12 protein-coding genes and 1 pseudogene are annotated in these 18,991 nt (G+C 38.9%); 5 read left to right on the forward strand and 8 right to left on the reverse strand.

The window, feature by feature from the left end; genetic code table 11:
• Positions 1-79: 79 nt before the first annotated feature.
• The 3 genes from VF06_RS10500 to VF06_RS10510 all read left to right on the forward strand — a co-directional run bounded on the left by VF06_RS10500 (position 80) and on the right by VF06_RS10510 (position 3,780).
• A complete protein-coding gene (locus VF06_RS10500; protein WP_099069626.1) occupies positions 80-1,975 on the forward strand; it encodes a CHASE2 domain-containing protein in 1,896 nt (631 codons plus the stop codon).
• A gap of 232 nt (positions 1,976-2,207) precedes the next feature.
• Positions 2,208-2,591 carry a PspA/IM30 family protein gene (locus tag VF06_RS10505; protein WP_099069625.1) on the forward strand — a complete coding sequence of 128 codons (384 nt, stop codon included), beginning with the start codon at positions 2,208-2,210 and terminating at the stop codon, positions 2,589-2,591.
• A gap of 229 nt (positions 2,592-2,820) precedes the next feature.
• On the forward strand, positions 2,821-3,780 hold the full coding sequence (locus VF06_RS10510; protein ID WP_099069624.1) for a ribonuclease Z: 960 nt from the start codon (positions 2,821-2,823) through the stop codon (positions 3,778-3,780).
• Between the two features lie 436 nt (positions 3,781-4,216).
• On the opposite strand, the gene VF06_RS43370 is transcribed toward VF06_RS10510, so the two are convergent.
• Positions 4,217-7,042, reverse strand: coding sequence for a calcium-binding protein (locus VF06_RS43370; RefSeq protein WP_099069623.1), 2,826 nt, complete (start codon positions 7,040-7,042; stop codon positions 4,217-4,219).
• Positions 7,043-8,484: 1,442 nt separating this feature from the next.
• Between VF06_RS43370 and VF06_RS10520 the strand changes: the two genes are divergently transcribed.
• Positions 8,485-10,653, forward strand: a complete 2,169-nt coding sequence (locus VF06_RS10520) for a GumC family protein (protein ID WP_180267334.1) — start codon at positions 8,485-8,487, stop codon at positions 10,651-10,653.
• A gap of 144 nt (positions 10,654-10,797) precedes the next feature.
• On the opposite strand, the gene VF06_RS10525 is transcribed toward VF06_RS10520, so the two are convergent.
• Positions 10,798-12,306, reverse strand: a complete 1,509-nt coding sequence (locus VF06_RS10525; protein ID WP_099069622.1) for a DUF2252 domain-containing protein — start codon at positions 12,304-12,306, stop codon at positions 10,798-10,800.
• A 284-nt stretch (positions 12,307-12,590) separates the two neighbouring features.
• On the opposite strand from VF06_RS10525, the gene VF06_RS10530 reads away from it, so the two are divergent.
• Complete coding sequence (locus VF06_RS10530; protein WP_099069621.1) at positions 12,591-12,932, forward strand: winged helix-turn-helix transcriptional regulator; 342 nt, start codon at positions 12,591-12,593, stop codon at positions 12,930-12,932.
• Between the two features lie 17 nt (positions 12,933-12,949).
• Here VF06_RS10530 and VF06_RS10535 read toward each other — a convergent pair whose 3' ends face one another.
• The 6 genes and pseudogenes from VF06_RS10535 to VF06_RS10565 all read right to left on the reverse strand — a co-directional run bounded on the left by VF06_RS10535 (position 12,950) and on the right by VF06_RS10565 (position 18,958).
• A complete protein-coding gene (locus tag VF06_RS10535) occupies positions 12,950-13,345 on the reverse strand; it encodes a salt stress protein, Slr1339 family (protein WP_099069620.1) in 396 nt (131 codons plus the stop codon).
• Positions 13,346-13,444: 99 nt separating this feature from the next.
• A complete protein-coding gene (locus VF06_RS10540) occupies positions 13,445-14,050 on the reverse strand; it encodes a vWA domain-containing protein (protein ID WP_099069619.1) in 606 nt (201 codons plus the stop codon).
• Between the two features lie 120 nt (positions 14,051-14,170).
• The gene (locus VF06_RS10545; protein ID WP_099069618.1) at positions 14,171-14,776 is read right to left on the reverse strand and encodes a vWA domain-containing protein; all 606 of its coding nucleotides are present in this window, start codon (positions 14,774-14,776) and stop codon (positions 14,171-14,173) included.
• A 945-nt stretch (positions 14,777-15,721) separates the two neighbouring features.
• A pseudogene (locus tag VF06_RS10555) lies at positions 15,722-16,136 on the reverse strand (sensor histidine kinase); the annotation flags it as partial.
• A 411-nt stretch (positions 16,137-16,547) separates the two neighbouring features.
• Positions 16,548-17,636 carry a sulfonate ABC transporter substrate-binding protein gene (locus tag VF06_RS10560; RefSeq protein WP_099069616.1) on the reverse strand — a complete coding sequence of 363 codons (1,089 nt, stop codon included), beginning with the start codon at positions 17,634-17,636 and terminating at the stop codon, positions 16,548-16,550.
• A gap of 458 nt (positions 17,637-18,094) precedes the next feature.
• Positions 18,095-18,958: a TauD/TfdA dioxygenase family protein gene (locus VF06_RS10565; protein ID WP_099069615.1), complete on the reverse strand. Its 864-nt coding sequence runs from the start codon at positions 18,956-18,958 to the stop codon at positions 18,095-18,097.
• Positions 18,959-18,991: the final 33 nt, after the last annotated feature.

The raw sequence follows: 18,991 nt of genomic DNA on the forward strand, positions 1-18,991 counted from the left end.
TAAATTTGAGTAATAAATATTTTTAAATTTAAAAAACTAGAAAAGAATTACTTATAGCTAAAGGCTAGGAGGAAAGCTTATGCAGCCTGGGCTTTGGAAAATAATCAAAGAAGAAATTCGTATTTGGCGTGTAGGTGTCTTCCCAGGAATTATAGTCATTGCATTGGTGATTATTGCTCGTCTGAGTGGTTCAATGCAATCTTTAGAGTGGCTAGCTTTTGATAGTTTCTTGCGTCTACGTCCTGAAGAATCCATAGATGAACGAATTATAATTGTGGGTATAGATCGAGACGATCGCCTGATAGATTCTTCAATATCAGATAAAGATTTAGCAGCTTTACTATGGAAACTACACAAGTGTCAACCTAGAGTGATTGGTCTTGATATTTATAGGAATTTTCCGGTTAATCCCGGTCATACAGAACTGTTGACAGCTTTTAAAAATATCAAAAATTTAATCGTCATTGAAAAAGTATTGCCCAAACAAATTGCTCCACCGCCCAATTTTTCTGGAGAAAAAATTGGTTTTAACGATCAAATTATCGATGCTGATGGCAAATTAAGACGAAGTTTATTAATAACACCAACATCCCAAGGAGAAAAGTTATCTCTATCTCTACGTTTAGCAGAAGTTTATTTAGCTCATGATTTAGCTCATGAAAATATTATCTACAAAAATAGTAGCAGCAATGGTACAACAATTCAGTTTGGTAATATTGCACTACCAAAGGTTTTCCCTAACTCTGGAGGCTATATCCGAACTGATGTTACCGGAGTTCAAGTACTGTTGAATTTTCGTAGCGGTCGAAAAAGATTTAGAACTATATCTTTAAATGATATTAAAAACAACAAATTTAACTCCCAATGGTTACGCGATCGCATTGTAATTATTGGCATCACTTCCCCTAGCCGACAAGACTTAATAACTACTTCAGCAATTACATCTAATCACTCTCTCAAAAGACCAATTAATGGCGTAGAAATTCAAGCACATGCTGTTAGCCAAATTGTCAGCGCCGTACTTGATGACAGACCTCTTTTAAATACTTGGTCAGATGAATGGGAATATCTATGGATTTTTGCTTGGGGATTTTTAGGAATTGCCATCGCTAGATTGAGCAAATCTCCTTTGGCAAATATCATTATTGTAATTACTACAACATCCAGCTTACTTGTAAGTTGTTATTTTCTCTTAACTTGGGGCTGGTGGGTTCCAATAATTCCTACAATTATCGTTTTAACTCTCAATGGTATAGAACTTACTGCTTTATATCAATGCGATAAAGCATTGCGATCGGGAATTAAAGCCAGACAAGATATTATTGAACGCACATTTGAAACAATTCACAATGGGCCATTGCAAAGTCTGGCTAAAGTTTTAAAAATGGTTAAATACGAAGATTTACCAATCAAAGAATTACTTCCCGAACTCGAAAAAGAACTTGAAAAACTAAACCACGAACTCCGAGGAATTTATGACTTTTTACAACGAGAACCCCCAACTCAAGACAGTAGCCTTTATTTAGGAAATACTTTAGTCTTAAATTTGCAAGATCCTTTACACGAGATTCTTTATCAAGTTTATAGCCATACCTTAGCGCGAGACTTTCCTTGCTTTAGAACTATCAAAGTTAAAATCCGTACTTTTGAACCTATAGATGAGCGATACTTAAGCATAGAACAAAAACAAGGACTCTGCCGATTTCTCGAAGAAGCTTTGTGCAATGTTGGTAAACATGCCATTGGAGTTACTCGCCTAGAAGTCACTTGTTTTGCATCCGAAGGCTGGTACACCTTGAGCATTATAGATGATGGTTTCGGCGTTAATTCATCTAGAGAAGGTCGCGGTACTCAACAGTTTAGAAATTTAGCAAAGCAACTTAAAGGTAAATTTCAACGAGTTCCTCTTTCTTCTAGAGGAACAATTTGTGAATTGTCTTGGCCTATAACTAAATGTTGGTATTTTAATAAATAATCATAGATATAATTAATGGTAAATTTTATAGTCATTCTATGTAAGAGAATGTATTTTCTAGAAATCAATTAGTTCGCAAATCTATCATTTTTTTTGCTTAATACTGTAATTGAGTCTTCCTCAACACCTAATGAATTAGTAGTGTACTAATTTCTATACTTAATAATAAGATTTCCACATTATTAATTAAGTGGCTAATCTGGCTAAAATAACTATTGATAGGGGTAAAAACATGGTAGAATTAACTCACTCATTTACCCAAATAAAGTCAGGATTATATTATCAAAATAGCCGAGAAAATAGCAAAAAGGCAGAGCCGCTAGCAGACACCTGGAATTATTATCTTCAAAGTTTACATCAAGCCATTGCTGAGTCAAATACAGCAAAGGAAATGATTCAAAAAGATTACGATCGCGTTCAAGCTTTGGCGGTGGCGTGGGAAAAAGAAATTCAAATTGCCTTGAAAAACTCTTGTGAAGACCGAATTCGTCAGGCATTGGCGTGCAAACAAAACTATACTGCAAGAGCGCGAGAACTAAAAACTTTAGTCGAACGGCATATTATCCACCTCAGCATTCTTCAAACCCGACTAGCCTATTGGCAAAATCAACTTTAACAGGGAAAAAATTGAGGTGGGCAGAGAAATCAATTCAAAATGACGCTCGCGGACACGGCGAATCGTAGCTCTAACAAAATTCATGCATTAAAGAACTTTTGACTTTTCAATGCCCAATGCCCCATGCCCCATGCCCCATCCTAATAAATTGGCCGTATTTTGCTCATTAACCGTGCCACTATAGAAACATAGAGCTGCAACTTGAGCAAGAGGAAGACTAGAGAAAGCTGTGCAGATAACATTCTTAGGGACGAGTTCCGGGGTACCCACGCGATCGCGCAATGTTTCCAGCGTCGCCCTGAGATTACCCCAAAGGGCAGAAATGTGGTTATTTGACTGTGGCGAAGGCACTCAGCATCAAATTTTACGGAGTGAACTAAAAATCAGTCAACTCTCCCGAATTTTTATCACCCACATGCACGGCGACCACATTTTTGGCTTGATGGGACTTCTTGCTACTTGCGGCTTGGCTGGTAATGTCGAACGAATTGATATCTACGGCCCGCCTGGATTAAACGAATACATTCAAGCCGCCTCGCGTTATTCCCACACACACTTTTCCTATCCCATCAAAGTCCATGCCATCCGTCCAGGGATAATTTATGAAGACGATGACTTCATCGTCAGCTGTGGTCATTTACATCACCGAATTACAGCTTTTGGGTATCGCGTAGCCGAAAAAGACCGCACAGGACGCTTTGATCTCGAAAAAGCCAAAGCTTTGCAAATTCCTTCAGGCCCCATTTACGGCCAACTCAAACGCGGTGAAACAGTAACTCTTGAGGATGGACGTGTGATTCATGGTGCCCAATTCTGCGGCCCTACAGAAATTGGGCGCAAAATTGCCTATTGTACAGACACAATTTTTTGTGATGGCGCAGTGGAATTAGCTCATGATGCAGATGTATTAATTCATGAAGCCACCTTTGCCCATCAGGATGCAGACATGGCTTTTCAGCGATTGCATTCCACAACCACAATGGCCGCCCAAACAGCTTTAGCTGCTGGCGCACATCGGTTGATTATGACCCATTTTAGTCCCCGCTACGCTCCTGGAAATAACTTAGAGTTAAAAGATCTGCTTCAAGAAGCCCGTGCAATTTTTAAGAATACTGATATGGCTTATGATTTCATGATTCATGAAGTACCCAGGCGGCGGGAAGTGGAGTTAAGCAAAGCAAGGGTTTAAATTTGGGATTTGATATCATGTCCGCCCACTTAATAGATGTAGCTTGGATTGAGGAACAAAATCCAACACCAACAATTCCTGGTTTTGTTGAATAATGTATTGCGTCAACCCAAGCTACAGATATTTTTTTCAGAGTAATAAGCAGGTAAGTAGGTCAACTTAATTAAACATAAAACAATGGTAGGGTGCGTTATCGCAAAGCGTAACGCACCTCAATTGCTATAGTACAGTCTACAGAGGTGCGTTAGCCTACGGCATAACACACCCTACATTTATTGACATCTACGTATGACGTTTTTTTAGGTTGAGCTACTTAAACATAATTAAATGTCAGATTAGAAGTTTGTTCGTAGTCAGCGATTTATCCCTGTTAACAAGGAGTTTAAAAGGGCTAAAGCCCATACTACGAACTTGAACGTTCTACTTAAAAAGAGCGTTAAATAACCACAAGATTGGTGTTATTCAAGGCAGGATTGCCAGACAAGGTGGCAATTTGTAGCGGTGCAGAGCCTCCTAAGCTGCCATCGGCATCATAGAATAAAGCTCCATTTGTCGTATTGTAAATGAAGCGCTGGTTTGCGGTGTTTGCTGTGGTAATGCCCGCGCCGGAACGAAAACGGTCTGGGGTGAGGTTACCTGCGACCAATCCGCCACCAAAACTGACGGCAGATATCTGAATTTTGTCGCCAGCAGCACCGCTGAAGCCAATAATTGTATCCAAGCGATCGCTTGGTGCTGTAAACCGATAAATATCTGCCCCATCATTCCCAGTTAAGGTATCATTTCCGCTACCACCAACTAATAGGTCGTTGCCAGAACCACCCGTCAGTATATCGTTACCGCCACCACCAGTAATTGTGTCATTCCCCGCACCTCCATTGAGGTTATCGTTACCAGTACCGCCAGCGATGGAGTTGTTCCCGGCATCGCCAGTGAATACTCGTCCAAGATCGTTGAGCGTTAGACGGTAGTCTCCCGTAGCCCCCGAACCTGCGACATCCCCAACACCCGTGACAGCGCTGTAATTCGAGTTCGGGTTGAGGGACGCGCCGACGTAGTATGTCCCCGCTTGACTAAATGTATAAGCCAAGTAGGAAAACTGGCTAGAAGTTTCACCCGGCGCAGCTCCATCGTTGTTGGCAGCCAGTTGTGTGCCGCTGGAGTTGAAGACCCTGAGGTAGGTGTTGAGGTTTGACCCATTGCGAGAATCGACATCAAACCCCACCCGTTGCCCAGCAGAAACTGTAAATTTAACTAGATCGACATCAGTTGGTACATTCAAGCTAAAGTCAGCGAACTCACCTAGAGTCTTGATATTCCCTGCACGATTTTCAACTTCAGCGATGGTGTCATCAGGATCTTGACTCGGACTGACGAACTTTGAGGTCAGGGTGTAGTTTGTGGAACCGTTAACTCCTTGGACGCGGGCAAAATAGCGCCCAGCCCCAAGTAGACGTGAGAGAGTTTCTGTAGGGGAGTTCAAGGCGTTTGATGTGGCTAAGATATCGCCGGCATCGATGACACCGTTGTTGTTGACATCTTTAATCAGTGAAAGCGATAAATCTTCACCAGCAACGCCTGTGGTGTTGAGTGTAACTTCGTAAGTGCTTGCCAAATCGAAGCGATAAAAGTCGTTGACATCGCTGGAAGCATCGAAGAATTGTTCGATGTAGTCCTGGAAAATTTGGTTGGGCGGTGTCGTCCCAGTAATGGCTGCTAATGGGCGAGCTGTACTTAAGGTATTTCCGGCATAATCTGACACCAGTCCCAGGTTGTAGGCGGACTGTTCGCCATTACCAGTGGCGTGGATAAAGTAGGTTCCTGCTGCCAAGTTTGCACTCAAGGAGCCAACAGTAAACGGCGTAATTGTTTCACCAGCGTCGAGCCGCTGATTATTATTTAAGTCTCGGACAATTGACAGAGTTGGATTCTGGGTAGTTCTAGAGTAGTAGGGGTTATTAAATGCTGAAGCTGAGAGTCGCCCCGCAGCGGTCATTGTGAACTTGAAGTAATCAGAGAAATCACTCGCACTGATACCAAACCCATCACCAAAATTAAAGGGCGTTTCCCCAATTAAATTACCAAGCGATCGCGCCTTTGATAGATTGTTGTACCCCTGTGGATCGCCAGGAACAGCATCAAAGTCTGAATCGATATCCAGTTGATAGTTGGTATAAGCTCCGTTTTGCACCACCTGAACGTAATAAGTACCTGCCCCTAAAGTGGTTGAGAGGCTATCGTCTCCTGGGTTGGACGATGAAAGGATAACTTCATCAGCTGAAATAAACCCGTCGTTGTTTGTGTCACGGGCGAGGCGTAAATTGGCATCGAAGGTTGGAGTCGGGAAGACAAAGGTATCAATATCCAACCGGATATCAATAGGTGAGGTTTTATCCAGTGTGAATTTGTAGAGGTCATTAGCATCTTCATAGGTTGGCAGCCCAAATGGGCCCCCTACCATATCGTACAAACGACGACTACTGCCACTGACGTTGCCTAAGTCTCGTGCAGTGCCAGTAACATCACCTGCGTAATCAGTGACAATACGCAGGCTGTAGGGGTCGGAGCCGGAAATTTGAGTGTACCTGACGTAGTAAGTGCCAGCAGGGGCGGAGTAGCGGTCAACATTCAGACCATCGCCCACCGTACCAGAGATGGTTCGCAATACGTTGCCATTGGAGTCGAGCAATTCCATCTTGGCCTGCAACCCACCAGTATAGGTGAAATCCTTCATCCGCAGACTGATGGTGCCAGGGGCTTCCATCTTAAACTTGACGACATCAACGTTATCGCGGTAGTCGAGATAGTCTTGCCAGTTAATCTTGTTGTAAGCCAAGTATTTATCGCTGCTTTGTCCCCAACTAGTACCGATATCCCTCGCTGTCGCTAAGGTCGAGCCAGAATAATCGTTGTATAAGTACAGCGAATAATTTGTGGGGTTTCCCGAATAATGGCGTACCTTTACGTAGTAGTACTGGTTACCTTGTAGCGAAGTATTAATTGTCTCGCTCAAGTTGCCGCCCTTGGTACTACTGGCAATTAGATTCTGGTTTTGGTCGTAGATAAAGAGATCGGCGTCGGCTGACAACCCAAGCATAGAAGCGTAGAGGTTCGATGGGCCGTAAAGCGTGTAGAACTTGTAGTAATCGTCAGTGTCAGTTGAACTCACCGAATCGATAAGGATTACATTCTGCTCAAGGTAAAAGTTTGAATCTGGTTCGATTGGTGTCGCGGTCAAGAAAGTATTATTAGGTTCTGCCATAAAAATAATTTTTAGCTAAGTGTATGCACAAAAAACCAGAAATAGGTTGAAAGTTTCGCAAAAGATATAGGAATCCGACTTGATAACTGAACGTACTTGTGTAGTCAGGGAACGGGGAACAGCGAGTAAAAGTGTACTGATTTTTTCTCCAAATCAAATATGAGTCCTATAGATAAGTTGTGAAAGTTTTACACAGTTGTGTAAAAGCTTGAAAGCACGCTCATTATCATACTTTTTCCATCTAGCAAAGATTAAATTTTAATAACTTTTACAAAGGATAGAAAAGACCATCGTCTTATCAAGTAAATACCTGAAATTCTTGGCAGATCATCACTTGAAAATTAGCGATGATTCTCTAGCTAACTCCGGAATTTACCGTATAAGTCCAAAACTGGAATCTTAGCCATTTGCAATTATCTTTTCAAATCAAGTTAACTGCTAGCCAAATCAGATCTTTTTTGGTGGTTATTAGAATCTTCATTGAAAGTTTGCAGTATTCCAGAAATAGGATCGATTAAAAATGACCTTTATTGTTACTATTTAGGCACAAATTAGGCACAAACATTTAAAAAAATACTTAGCATTTTGCTATACTTCGTTACTATGTTCAAACCCCGAATTGCTCAGCATCTTCCCAAATGAAGGGTTAAGCATAGTTGACAAATCCTCCATTTATAATTATTGATAAAGCTACCTTTTTATTGAGAATTAACCACGAACTAATCAGGATAAAAAAGGTGAGTCAATAATCTCACAAAAGTTGAGAAATATCTGGCTAATCAATATAGGACTTACGCAACACCGATATTGTCATTGGGATGGGAACGTAGTGTAGGAAAGCAATCCCATTGTTTTTGGCGATTACCTTTCTATGAGACGCTTCACTCGTAATCACGTAAAATCGTAGTTATTGCGTAAGTCCTGCAATAGTCTAGTTAGAAAGGGGGTTAGGTTTAGTGTTAGTTTTCACATAACCTGAAAAATCAGCCTGAGACTAAAATGCAGTGGCAAATTCCAAGAATCAGCTACTACCACTACGCAAAAGTTGATTTTGGGCTACTGCGCCATTTTGCAGACGCAAAGCGACTTACCGTAAGTTTTTTATTTACAAGTTAAAAAAATCACGTTTTTAGCTATTAGTAATGTACTAAATTACAACACCATATAGTTAAATAACTCAAAAAAATCATTAATTTTTTATCAAGATTTTTATTCTTTAAATAAAGATTTATTGAAAAAACGTTGTTTTAGTACTGATTGAAAATTTATATGCATGAATTCATGAACATGAAAACGTTAGTTGACATAAGATCGTTCCAAGTGGTTTAATTTTTGAACAATAATTAAGTATTTTTTCTATTTCGTAGGTGTAAAAAATCATTTCTAAAAATGTTTCTCACCATCTTAGATATAAATTCTTTCAATATTAGAGGAGTTGGATAGTGGTTAAAACAAGTCTGAATCAAGACCAACAAGTTATCACCTCAGTACAAAGCCGGTTTAATATCAGACAACTACCTACTATTTTGCTTCGTCAACGCTTTGTGATTTTGGGAGTTTCCTGTATCGTCATGTCAGTTGCCAGCTACTTTGCTGTCAATGCTAAATCTAATTATCAAAGCTCGATGCAGATATTGGTGAGTTCTAATTTATCTCAAGGGGCACAGTCAAACAATATCACACAAGGCGCAGATACTAAAACTATTGATTACAGCACTCAGATGAAACTCATGCTGAGTTCCAAGCTACTTCAAAAAGCTGTAGATTTACTTCGTGCTAATTATCCAGATATCACTTTAGAATATCTCAAAGGTCAAAAGGAATATACCAAACCAGCACCTTTAAAAATCACTCCAGAAAACACAAATACAGAAGCTGAACCAGTTCTTAATCAAGTATTTGAAGTTTCTTTTGAAGATAACGATCCCGTCAAAGCCCAAAGAGTACTTGAAGCTTTACAAAAAGTCTATCAAAATTACAACACAGAACAACAAAAAGAGCGTTTAAATCGGGGACTGGCTTTTGTGAATACGCGCCTCCCTGAAATCAAAAAAGAAGTGAGTCAAGCTGATAAAAATTTAGAACAGTTTCGCAAAAAACATAATTTAGTCGATCCGGAAGCACAAAGTAAAATTGTGCTAGAGTCTTTGGCTGAAATTCAACAACAGCTACAAACCACTCGCGCCCAGCTGCAAGATGTCAACGCCCGCTACGATAGCTTACAACAAGAAATAGCAGCTTCTTCGCAACAGAATGCTCAGCTTTCTTCTCGTTTAAATCAATCAAGCCGTTATCAAATACTATTAAATGAAATTCAAAAAACTGAATTAGCTCTGGCTAAGGAACGGTTGCGTTATACAGATGATTATCCATCAGTAGAAAAACTCAAACAGCAACGCCAAAACCAACTAACATTGTTACGGCAGGAAGTGAAGAATATTACTAACGGTGGCAAGGACGATAAACTTTTACAAGCCGGAGTCGTAGGAGTCGAACCCAAGCTATTGGACGAATTAATTCTGTTACAAACAAATGTTTTAGGGTTAACTGCTAATGAGAAAAGTTTAGTACAATCAGAACAGCGAGTTCGTTCGGAATTAAACAAATATCCCAACTTAACGGCTGAATATAATCGTCTGCGGCAAAAGGTAGAAACTAGTCATAAAACCCTCGAACAATTACTCCAGGCACAACAATCCTTAGGAATGAAAATTTCTCAGGAAGGGTATAACTGGCAAGTTTTGGAAGAACCTGCTTTGGGTACTTATGTGGAGAATAATAAATTATTATATTTGCTTGGAGGAGGAGTAATTGGCCCAGTTCTGGGTATTTTATTAGCCTTAATGTTGTCGAAGTTTAATGACACAATATATAGTACAGCAGACTTGAATAAACTGACAAATCTGCGCGTACTGGGAACAGTGCCAAAATTGCGATCGCTTCATAATAAAAAGCGCCTGTTAAATTTGTCTGGGAATCAGCGACGCAGTTTACCTCCTGCGATGGTAGAAGTCAGCACCAAGTTGCCTGTCCATGAAACTTTGGACATGATCTATCAAAATATTAAAATATTTAAATATCCCTTGACTTTCAAGTCATTAATGTTGACTTCGGCTATACCAGGAGAAGGAAAGACAACTTTAGTATTAGGACTGGTGGCTAGTGCCATCCGAATGCATCGACGGGTGTTAGTAATTGATGCTAACTTACAAAATCCTAACCTGCACAAAGTATTAGAACTCTCCAATGATTGGGGACTATCTCTGTTATTAGTTGATGAGACAACTAGTAATTTTCAAGATTATATTCAGCCCATTCACCCATTGATTGACGTTTTGACTGCTGGCCCCGTTCCAGAAGATGTAGTCAAGCTGCTGAGTTCTCAAAGTATGAAAGAACTAATCGAGTTCTTTGAAGAAAATTATGATTTAGTACTGATAGATGCTCCATCAATTTTAGCCACCGTTGATGCCAGGATCATCGCATCTTTTTGCAACGCCATCGTCATGGTAGAACGCATGGGTAAAGTCAAGCGAACTCAATTAATTCAAGCTATTGAAATTTTGAGCAAGTTGAATTTAATTGGTATTATCGCCAACGAAGTTAACTAGTAGTTCGCCAAGTCAACTGAGCGGGGTAAAGGGGAAAGGGGAAAGGGGAAAGGTTTTAAATCCCTTACCCTTTTCCCCTTAACCGACAAGTATTGGGTCAACACTGATCCCTTTAACTGGAATAATTGATTTTTTTCAGTTCTTTTAATAGAGTGTTACTCCCCGGTTATAGGCAATACGGTTCGGATAAGCAGTATGAACTTCCCTTGTGGTCTGGGAAAAGGTTAAGGGGTAAAGGGATTTGGATGTATTTGAAACCTTTCCCCTTTGCCCTTTCCCCTTTAACCAAACCGTATTGCGGTTATAGGCATCTTTAAAACTCCCATAATCGTACTCGACTTGAGTTGCATAGTCTAGAGCAAAGTTAACAATCTCATCTTTAAATCCGCTTTGATTACCGCTAGTGATATCAGCTACTTCCTTGTCAACGCTGACAGGAACAATGGCAGCATCGTAGTCCTTGTCTGAGATGGCATGATTTTTAGCAACCACCTTCCCTGCATAAGCCATTGCATCCATGAACTTTGACTTAGTAGTTAGCAAAGTATAGTCAAAATCTACTTCATAGGGCGATTTTTCATGCACCATAAAGGGAATGTCACTCACAGTAGCATAGCCAACTAAAGGATCGGTATCAGCAAGCATGGCTTTGGTGGCGATTGTCACCCTTGTTCCTTGATGATGATGGTAAACTGAACTCGGTAACAAACCTGGAGATGCGATGGCCACAGCGCTAGTGCTTTGTTGTTTCATCTCCAAAATTCGGTCATCGTTTGTTGCTGGACTTGGCCCTTCAATCAGCAAATAATACCGATACTTACCCAGACTACCAATACCGGAACCTAATTTGAGGCGAATATCTTTGAGGGCGTAGTAATTATTGCTGTAGCGCTTGCTGCTGGGAATTGAAGCGATGTAGCTGCTGATGGCAGTGGTAATATTTGAATAGGTGCTGTTAGATACAGGTTGGAGTTCCGAAGTTGTTTGAAAAAGGCGATCGCCACTGCTATTTAACAACGTGTACTTATTTAGTAAACTAGAACGGCTCTTACCTGCGGCCTTTTGAATCAAATCCTTAACCACACCGTTGGTATTGCTTTCTTCTAAACGGTATGATAGTTCATCGTTAGTGCCTTTAAAGTCCTTCATCTTGTTGAGATAAGCATCCAGGAAATTTTTGACAATATCTTGACCATCACTAGAACTAAAACCGTTTTCTTTAGCTGCTAAGAGAATAGAGACTGCCATACGTCGCAAATCCCAAACGTAGGGGCCGAGATAGCCTTCATCAAAATCAGTGGTATCAAAGACGTTATTATCGTTGCTATCTCTCATTCCTCCAAGATTCTGCATGTGCATGTCTCCCTCCAACCAAATGGCTGAAGTTGGAGAATTAACAAATCCTGAAGCTGCTAAAGTTGGCATATCACGATAAAAAATATGAGCCGTCCCTCGATAGAAGGCAAAGGGGCTAGCTGCCATCTTTTGCATTTTCGTTGCCAATTCTTGGGGCAATTGAGAAGCAAACTGATGGTTGTATTGGTAAATTTCATTTTCCACCCACATTGAACGGGGAGTTGCAGCTTCAGATGTGGATGCAAACCCCAAAGTTAAAATTAGGACAGTGATGATTGCAGATATCTGTTTAAGCATGAAAGTTTCTTAGGCAATAAAAAAATGGAGAATCCAGATGTAGAGACCTTGCAATGCAACGTCTCTAAAAGGAATTTTCATATCGCGATCAAATCAGCAACCCTAAAAATGTTGTTGCTATATTTTGCAGAGTATGAATGGTTTTGTTAAAAAACCTCAAAAAATAAACAACAGCTTAAGGTCGTTGACTGTGAACCGTCAACACTCAACAGTAAACAGTGTTTAACTAGCATTGGCGGAATATAATAATACTGATTTGGAAGTAAATTTCCACAAAAATTTCTATGAAAGCTGAAGCAGAAAACTATACCAGGCTGACTTGTGAAGTAGAAACTACACTCAAGGTGATTGGCGGACGCTGGAAGGTTTTGATTATCAGAGAGTTAATGACTGGCGTCAAACGATTCGGCGAGTTGCAACGGACTTTACCTGGAATCACCCAAAAGATGCTGACTCAGCAACTTAGAGAAATGGAAGAAGACGGTATTATTCATCGAGAAGTTTATCCCCAAATTCCGCCAAAGGTAGAATATTCACTCACGCCTCTAGGAGAAACTTTGCAACCAATTCTCTACGCTATGCATGAATGGGCTGTTCAACATTTTGGTCGCCACGATCGCCATTAATATTAAGTTGTGAAACGTTATTCGTTATTTCGTAAATATTCAATGGCGGCCTCTAATTTAGACGGATAACTTTCAGCAAATCTTTCAAACCAAAGTCCTTCAGGCGATAATGGATCTATTTTCGCTATCCATTCTTTGGCTTGAACTTTCAAAGTTTCTAGTTGTTTAGCTTTGAGTTGTTCTTGGCGAATTCGTTCCTGTTCTAATTCTTGCTGTCTTTTTAATTCCTCAGCAGCATCGATTTCTGCAAAATCAGATTTAACTTCTGCCAAAAGATTATCCATCAAAGATCCAGTTTTTGTTGATGGTGGAACAAAAGGTTTGGCTGTATTTAATTTTGGTGGCTGCTGTTTGGGTTTTTCTTCTTTGTATTCAGTTTTGAGTTCAGCTAACAGCTTATCAATAGAATCCATTTTCATAAGTCCTAAATAAAGCAAAAATCAAGATTCTATTTGGCATTTTTTCCAAAAGTCCAAAAAATATGCTTTTTTGTCTTTTACTTTTGCCTAATACTAGTCATTAATGGCGTTGAGTAGCACCTCTGATAAACTCAAATCTTCCATATCTTCCATAGTAATAGTGTCACAGATATCAAACTTTGCACCAGCGCCTTGGAGTTCGTCGTCTAAAACTTTGAGAAAACGAGTAGCTTGCTGATCTGTACCAACTTGAATGAAAGAAATGGCTAATTCTTCATCTCTATCCATACGGCGAGAAGCTTCAATAATTACCTTCATGACTGCTTTGCGATCGTCTGGTTCGCCATCAGTAACTACTAAAATTGTTTCACCATTTGGCTTGGTTTGACCTGCTCCTTTGCGTTGAAAGTAATCATCAGTTGCATGTTTCAACACACCAGCCAAGTCAGTTGTACCAGAGGGATCGTTTTCTCGGAAAATTTGTGCTACCCTAGAGGATGTCACATTTTCGTAACGCTTAAATTTACCAGAAAATACATAAACAGTAATACCGTCTGGGTCAAATTGCTCGCATTTACTAGCCAAAGCTAAGGTAGATTCTTGTGCTGTCACCCATCTGTTTCTACCACCTTTTTGATCTGGCGTGGCCATACTGCCACTTTTGTCAATAATTAAGGTATAATCTCGATTTTCTAGCATTGAAAACTTCCCCAAATATTTAGTTACAATTTTTATATTAAGAATCAATTTTTGACGATAGATAATATCTTCAAAAATTGTTGATAATTTATGAGAACAATCTGAAAATTTTAGGCATTATCAGTCAGTTATGGCATTAGTTAGTACATCTACAAGACTCATTTCTTCTAGGTCATCTAAAGTCACTGTATCGCAAATATCAAATTTAGCGCCAACACTTTGCAGTTGGTCATCTAAAGCTTTCAAAAACTTAGTTGCTTGGGCGTCTGTGCCTACTTGAATAATCGAAATTCCTAATTCTTCATCACGCTCCATCTGCCGAGTAGCATGAATGATAACTTCAAACACAGCTTTACGGTCGTCTGGTTCGCCGTCAGTAATCACTAAAATTGTTTCTCCGTTTGGCTTACTTTGACCAGCAGCTTTGCGTTGAAAGTAATTATTGATGGCATCTTGGAGTACACCTGCTAAGTTAGTTGTACCAGCAGGATCGTTTTCCAGAAATATTTGCGCGACTTTGGCCGAAGTTACATCATCATAGCGTTTAAATTTTCCAGAAAATACATAAACAGTAATACCATCTGGGTCAAACTGTTCTGCCTTTCTTGCCAAAGCGAGTGTAGATTCTTGGGCTATTTCCCATCTCGTTCTACCACCAACTTGGTCAGGTGTGGACATACTGCCACTTTTATCAATAATTAGTGTGTAATCGCGATCGGTCATCATATTTTACCTATAATTTCTTGCCCTGTTTATCTAGTTTAACGCCGTTTTTTTATCCTTAAGCAAGGGTTTAAGTTTTTGTATCAATTATGTTTTTCACACAACTGCGCTACAGCATATTAATACGGATAAATACTGATAAATACCTGGATTTGGTGTCTTTAGTTAGTCTGCTAGGCTAATATGCCTATATATCAATACAGTTGAGTTAAGGAATTTATCTGTTAAGACAGTTGTTGACAGATAGCAGCGAGCAGAGGGGAAAAAAGCTTAACTGAACTGTATTGGCCTATATATTGCCCTACTTTCTGTATAGATTTGTCATTAGTCATTTATCATTTGTCATTTGTGTTTCTAAGAACAAAGTACTTTCGTCTGTAGCTTGCTTCCCGCAGGGTGCGCCGGCTTGGGACGATGGCTTCTCTTCTCCTGCGATCGTCGCACAAGGGACGACGAATAGAACTTTGTAATAGAGTACAAATAACCAAAAACAAATGATTAAACTATTAATCTAAGTTTTTCACATTAGTACAACAAAATGAAAAACCAACCAGAAAAACAAAGAATGTAAAGCCGTAATCTATAAAATTTAAAGAATTTTTTGTAGTTATTATGCATACTAAACTAGTACACATCATTAAAACTCCACAAATAATTACAAAGCCACTGATTACAGTTGTTCTTAGATTGTTAACAGCTGCAATTAAATCTTCGCTATCCTTAGGCATAAAGAACACCATCGATTGTTTATAGCAATTTCCCTTTGATGGCATACAAAGTAGGAGCGCCAAGCTTGACGCCCATACAAATTTTTGCAACTCATATGATTGGGAACCGCTACAATAAGTATTTTAGAGCAAATAGAACAGCTTCAAACAGAAATAATCGCTGACACCAATCAAGCTATCAAAACGTTTTCAGAATTCAGGATTCTCCTGCTACAGTTTTTTAAGCAATTGGAATTTCAATAATAAACTTTGTTCCCTGACAGTGGGAAGAAACACATTTTAATTGACCACCGTGCTTTTCTGTCACAATTTGCTGACTAATTGATAATCCCATACCTGTGCCTTTGCCCATCGGTTTGGTGGTGAAGAAAGAGTGAAAAATTATAGAGCGCACGTACACTCTCTGTCATGCCAACACCATTATCGGCTATTGATATCCTGACGCCATGGCCTCCAACTATTTCAGTATGAATGGTAATTTGTGGCTGAGAAGTTAGGCAATCTTGAGCGCAATCAACATCTTCTAAAGCATCAATGGCATTAGCTAAAAGATTCATAAAAACTTGATTTAGCTGACCAGCATAACAAGTAATTAATGGTAAAACACCATAGTTTTTTATCACCTCAATAGCTGGATTTCCGAGTTAATTTTTAATCATTTTATCTAATAAAAATTCTAAATTTAATCCTTAAAAAAAGGGTTATGGTTTGAAACATCAGATTATACCCAGCCCATTGCAAATTTCCAGATTGCAGCCCGATTTTCTAACCTTCGTTGTTAATATAAACAGTAGTTTTAATGTGTGTTAACTGTGTTCATAAATTGATAAAATTAAAAAAGACGGTAGAAACTATGAATTTCTACTGTCTTTTTGTACCAATTCTTTATGTAAAAGCACTTAATTTTGATTAAAGGAAATGGAAAATACCAAACAAAGCAATAAATTCAAAATTATTCAGTGCAAGTTCACATTGAATTGTTATTATTTAGATTTTATTACTCGAAACTTGAGCTTTTGAGTCAGGATACTTTAGTGACTAGTCTTCTATTTTTCACTAACTAGTGTTGGTGGAGTAATAGCTGCATATTCTTTAGGTGTAAGCAGTGCCTCCTCAACATTAATCTTTTTGGGTAGAATTTTTTCTTGATAAAATAAATCTGCAACACTTTGTTGAACTTTCATCAATTCTGGGGTAATTCCTTTGAGTCGATAATTAGCACGTTCAGAAATTATTTCTTGAATAGGCAGATCGATTTTAAGTACGGGTGCAATTAGTTTGGCTACTTCTTTCCGATTTGCTTCTGCCCATAGGCCGTTTTTATCAATCTCTTCCAAAATAATGCGAACTAATTCTGGATTGTCCCTAGCAAACTCGCGCGTTCCTACATAGTATCCTCCAGGAGTGCCGATATTTGTAGCGTCTCGCAACACACGCGCACCGTGGAGTTTTTCCACTAAAGCTAAATGAGGATCGCCCGTTACCCAAACTGGAATAGTTCCTTGAATAAATGCACCACGGGCTTCTACATTGGGCATACTTAAAACTTTAATATCACTATATTTTAAGCCTACTTCTTTCAAGGCTTGAATAATAAAATAGTGAGAAGCTGAACCTTTTTGAAAGACTACTTTTTGACCTTTAATTTCAGCTAAAGTTTTAATTGGAGAATTGTTAGGAACAACGATCGCACTTCCTTTACCTGATGTTGAAGTAATGCGTCTACCAGCCAAATAGACTATTCTTGCACCTGCGGCTTGGGCGAATATAGGAGGAGTTTCTCCAACTGAACCAACATCAATTTTACCAACATTCATCGCTTCCATGAGTTGCGGCCCTTGGGCAAATTGTGACCACTCTACCTTTACTCCCAAAGGTTCCAAACGTTTTTCTAAAACTCCTCTGACCCGAACTAAATCACCAGAGCTTTGATACCCCATTCGCAACACTTTTGTTTTAAAACTAATCGTTTTTGTTGCTGCTGTATCTCCTTTTGATTCGTTAGCTGTATTTGTGTTATTGGTGCTGGGAGTGCAGCTGATTAAAGTACTAGATAAAGCTAAAAAACCAGGCATTACAAATAATGCTAGTTTTCTAATTATTGTTGGTTTAGTTCTTAAAGTATTACTAAACATTCTTACACCTTTTGGATAAAATTGACCTCTAATTACGATGTAATCAGATTTTCAATAATTGAATTTTGATTAATATTTTTAAAAAATGACTAAAATCAATTAATATCTATCCTTTGCTAGGAATAAAATAAATTTTATTTCAAGTACAAATTTTATCTATTTATTTGTTTTAAGAACGTATTTATGAACACGAATCAATACGAGAAATTTGAATATTTTTTAATACTTATAATTAGGTAAAAATTTCAGCTTCACTCTACGCTTTAATCTGCGTTTAAAAATATTATCTGTTGAAAATTAACTTTCAAAAAAGATGTACAACTCCAATACACGTATATCAAAATACATTATTCCCAATTATTTAAAAACTAGATTTTGCTTGCAAATACCAAAAATTAATTTTTTTAATAAATTTTGTAGAGACACAGTTATTCGCGTCTCTACTCTAAATACACATCCTAAAAAGGACGACTACCTGCAAGGCTAACTCGTTTTAATACTCTTCGTTCATTGGGATCGAATGCTTGACGGTAGTGCAAAGTAGCTTGATTATCCCAATAGACAATATCACCTACAGACCATTTGTGTTGATAGTAGAATTTGGGCTGATTTAAATGTTGACGCAATTGTTCAATCAATTTAGATCCTTCTTCAGGTTCTAAGCCGACAATTTCCACTTCAGTAGCAATATCTAAGTAAAGATGCTTCTTACCAGTTTCAGGATGTGTCCGTACTAGAGGATGAGGAAAGACAGGACTAATTAGTGGAATATTTTTGTCCCAACGATATAAGGGACGGGGTGCATTTCGGTTTTGTAAAAACGGATTGTAGGTAATTAACTGTAAATTAGCAATCCGTTTTTTGGTAGCTTCATCCAAAGCTTCATAAGCTAAATTGGTATTTAACCAATAAGTATCTCCACCTTGAGAAGGTACTTCTAGAGCGTAAAGAAGCGAGCCGCTAGATGGAGTAGGAGTCCATTTGTGATCGGAATGAAAACTTAGTTCGCCAGTACCAGTATAGCCACCATCGACATTAGAAATTAAAATCACCACGGGAGTTTCTCCGGGTTTAGAAGCTAGTACTGGAGTTTCATCAGAGGGTACAAAAAGTGCCCCAAAGTATAGAGAAAAATTCAAAAACTGGTCGTCAGAAAGTTGTTGATTTTTAAAGATGAGGATGTGGCGATCGCGCAAAGCTTCCTTAAGTTGTAATATAACTTCAGGTGCAATAGGTTGACTTGCATTTAGACCAGTAACTACTGCTCCTAAGGGAGCATCAATAGGAGTGATTTTTACTTCTGTTAACGTTGCAGGCGGCATAATATTCTCCTGTGTTTAGTCTTTTTTTGCAAT

Source organism: Nostoc linckia z4 (genome assembly GCF_002608075.1).
GTDB classification, from domain to species: Bacteria; Cyanobacteriota; Cyanobacteriia; order Cyanobacteriales; family Nostocaceae; genus Nostoc; species Nostoc linckia.

What these genes read in the sequence shown, in the direction of transcription:
- VF06_RS10500 (WP_099069626.1), top strand. Translation starts at nt 80, where the DNA reads ATGCAGCCTGGGCTTTGGAAAATAATCAAAGAAGAAATTCGTATTTGG.
- VF06_RS10505 (WP_099069625.1), top strand. Translation starts at nt 2,208, where the DNA reads ATGGTAGAATTAACTCACTCATTTACCCAAATAAAGTCAGGATTATAT.
- VF06_RS43370 (WP_099069623.1), bottom strand. Translation starts at nt 7,042, where the DNA reads ATGGCAGAACCTAATAATACTTTCTTGACCGCGACACCAATCGAACCA.
- VF06_RS10525 (WP_099069622.1), bottom strand. Translation starts at nt 12,306, where the DNA reads ATGCTTAAACAGATATCTGCAATCATCACTGTCCTAATTTTAACTTTG.
- VF06_RS10530 (WP_099069621.1), top strand. Translation starts at nt 12,591, where the DNA reads ATGAAAGCTGAAGCAGAAAACTATACCAGGCTGACTTGTGAAGTAGAA.
- VF06_RS10535 (WP_099069620.1), bottom strand. Translation starts at nt 13,345, where the DNA reads ATGGATTCTATTGATAAGCTGTTAGCTGAACTCAAAACTGAATACAAA.
- VF06_RS10540 (WP_099069619.1), bottom strand. Translation starts at nt 14,050, where the DNA reads ATGCTAGAAAATCGAGATTATACCTTAATTATTGACAAAAGTGGCAGT.
- VF06_RS10545 (WP_099069618.1), bottom strand. Translation starts at nt 14,776, where the DNA reads ATGATGACCGATCGCGATTACACACTAATTATTGATAAAAGTGGCAGT.
- VF06_RS10560 (WP_099069616.1), bottom strand. Translation starts at nt 17,636, where the DNA reads ATGTTTAGTAATACTTTAAGAACTAAACCAACAATAATTAGAAAACTA.
- VF06_RS10565 (WP_099069615.1), bottom strand. Translation starts at nt 18,958, where the DNA reads ATGCCGCCTGCAACGTTAACAGAAGTAAAAATCACTCCTATTGATGCT.